Here is a 2,608-nt window from a genome sequence, read left to right on the forward strand (position 1 = left end):
GACCCCGATGATAGCACGGGAGACCCGCGCTATCATCGAGGAGGTGGGCGAGCTTGACAAGACTCGGCGGGGCAGCGGCGGATTCGGGCATACGGGATAGGCTGGTCCCCATGGGGGTGCGGCGATGACAGAGGCTCAGTCCCTCGATGAGAGGCTTCAAACTCTCAAGCAGGCGATCGAAGACCTTCGGTGTGAACTCCACGAACTCATCCTGAAGGAAGGATCCGTTTGTGGTTCGGAGCGAGCCTACAGTGTGTCCCACCAGTTGGACAAGGTCATCGTACAGTTTCTCCGCATCTGTGAGAAGCTAGAGCGGGAATAGACTCACTCTCTGGAATACGGCAGGACCTCTTGGGCAGACTAACCGTGAAGGAGGTCATGCTATGTCCAAGGTCATTGGAACCTTCGCATCCAGGGATACCGCCGAGAGGTGCATCCATCAGCTGCGCGACTCGGGCTTCGACCACAACCGGATATCTATTGTCGCCCGGGGTGAGGGCGGCGAACGTGGCGGGGCGACCATGCAGGGTGGTACCGGCTTTCAGGGCACCGCCACAGGGGGTGTGCTCGGAGGAGTCGCTGGGCTCCTTGCGGGCATAGGAGCTCTTACCATACCGGGCATCGGGCCGATCGTCGCGGCGGGTCCTCTTGCCGCAACCCTCACTGGGGCGGTAGGGGGCGGCCTAGTGGGCGGACTGGTAGACATGGGAGTGCCCAGGGAGCGGAGCGAGTTCTATGAGGGCAAGGTCCGCGAGGGTAAGATCCTCGCGGTGGTAGACACCGACCAGGCCAAGGTCCATTCAGCCGCCCGCATCATGCGGAATTCAGGTGCATCGGACGTAGAGACTCATTAGAGTCCTGCATTGTGCGACGGCACCCCTTCCCTCGGGCCGGGTCCGGCGTAGACCGCCTCCCGGCCCATTTCTGTGCACACAATGTCGCAATGTTGGAACACATTCATTGGAGGTGCGGTTCATGAGCTCCACAATCCGAGTCATCGTGACCGGAGCAAGCGGCCGGATGGGGAAAGAGGTCATCAAGGCAGTGTCAGGCGCCGAGGGCATGCGGGTTGTTGGCGCGGTGGACATGCGGGGAGCAGGGCAAGATGCTGGGCTTCTTGCGGCCATCGGGCCCCTCGGTATCCCGGTCCGCCCTGATCTCAGCGAGGTCATCGACGATTCCGCTCCAGATGTCATGGTAGACTTCACGGTTGCTGACGCTGCTGTGAGCAACATGATGACAGCGATCGAGAAAGGTGTCAGGTTCGTAGTGGGCACGAGTGGGATACCAGCCGCCAGTTGTGAGCGCATAGTCCGCGCTGCGTCAGACAGAGGGGTGGGGGGCGTGATTGTCCCAAACTTCGCCATCGGGGCTGTCCTAATGATGCGCTTCGCCCGAATGGCTGCCAAGTATATGCCTTCTTGCGAGATAGTTGAGCTTCACCACGATGGGAAGGTGGACTTCCCGTCGGGAACCGCCCGGGCAACCGCCGTGGACGTCGCATCTGCTCGAAGCGACTGGAACCCGTCGGCGCGGCCCGGCGCATCCGGCAGAGGCGTGTCGGTGGAAGGAGTGCCCATACACAGCGTTCGCCTACCAGGACTCGTAGCCCACCAGGAAGTGATCTTCGGCGGGCAAGGACAGGTCCTGACGATCCGCCACGACTCCATGGGGCGCGACTCATTCATGCCTGGAGTGCTTCTTGCAGTTCGCCGGGTAATCACGCTCGATCGAGTCATCACGGGGCTGGACCCGTTGCTGGATTGAGCTGCGCTGCCGTGGGTTCAGGACAGACACCTCCCTGTGACTGAGGCCATATATTGCAGAAGGCGGGAGTCCCGGTGTCCCGGGCTCTCGTTCAAAAAAGGCTGAGCAGGCAGGAGGTGTCTTCTCGTGACTATCAAGGGAAGGACCATCGGCTTCGCCCTGACGGGGTCTCACTGCACGGTCCCGGAGGTCCTGCCCACGATCGAACGGCTGGTGGAAGCTGGGGCGAACGTGATTCCGATCCTGTCGGAATCCGTCGCATCATCTGACACGAGGTTCGGGCGTGCCCAGGACATACGCGAGAGGCTCGAGCGCACCACGGGGAACCCCGTGATAGACACAATAGAGAAAGCGGAACCTATAGGGCCCAAGAGACTGATAGACTGCCTCGTAGTTGCCCCGTGCACTGGGAACACCTTGTCCAAGCTCGCCCTCGGGATCACCGATTCCCCGGTGCTTATGGCCGCAAAAGCTCATCTGCGCAACGGCAGGCCTGTAGTGATTGGAATTTCCACCAACGATGGGCTCTCCGGGTCTGCCCCGAACCTTGGAACTCTACTCTGCCGGAAGAACGTGTTCTTCATCCCATACGGGCAGGACGATCCGTGGGGCAAGCCCACTTCGTTGGTGGCGAGGATGTCCGAGGTGGAGCGGGCCGTCAGCGATGCTTTGGAGGGCAGACAGGTGCAGCCCATTCTGATCGAAAGATGGAGAGATTCCACCCAGAACAAGCAGGAATCCGGAGGTGCGCAGCCAATTAATCACGCTCATACGAACCACAGGAGTTGATTGCGGTGCTGAATGTTGCGGTTGTCGGGGCGACCGGGGCCGTAGGCAGGGA

Annotated in this window: 4 protein-coding genes; all 4 read left to right on the top strand. The window is 61.0% G+C overall.

Annotation, left to right across the window (positions count from 1 at the left end; all coding sequences use genetic code 11):
- The first annotated feature begins 124 nt into the window (after positions 1 to 124).
- The 4 genes from NUW23_03695 to NUW23_03710 all read left to right on the top strand — a co-directional run bounded on the left by NUW23_03695 (position 125) and on the right by NUW23_03710 (position 2,556).
- Complete coding sequence (locus NUW23_03695) at positions 125 to 322, top strand: aspartyl-phosphate phosphatase Spo0E family protein (GenBank protein ID MCR4425281.1); 198 nt, start codon at positions 125 to 127, stop codon at positions 320 to 322.
- Between the two features lie 61 nt (positions 323 to 383).
- Positions 384 to 854 (top strand): hypothetical protein, encoded by a 471-nt coding sequence (locus NUW23_03700; GenBank protein ID MCR4425282.1) that lies wholly within the window; start codon positions 384 to 386, stop codon positions 852 to 854.
- Positions 855 to 975: 121 nt separating this feature from the next.
- Positions 976 to 1,767 carry a 4-hydroxy-tetrahydrodipicolinate reductase gene (gene dapB / locus NUW23_03705; GenBank protein ID MCR4425283.1) on the top strand — a complete coding sequence of 264 codons (792 nt, stop codon included), beginning with the start codon at positions 976 to 978 and terminating at the stop codon, positions 1,765 to 1,767.
- A 126-nt stretch (positions 1,768 to 1,893) separates the two neighbouring features.
- Positions 1,894 to 2,556, top strand: a complete 663-nt coding sequence (locus NUW23_03710) for a dipicolinate synthase subunit B (GenBank protein MCR4425284.1) — start codon at positions 1,894 to 1,896, stop codon at positions 2,554 to 2,556.
- Positions 2,557 to 2,608: the final 52 nt, after the last annotated feature.

This window comes from Bacillota bacterium (assembly GCA_024655925.1).
Taxonomy (GTDB): Bacteria; Bacillota; DTU025; order DTU025; family JANLFS01; genus JANLFS01.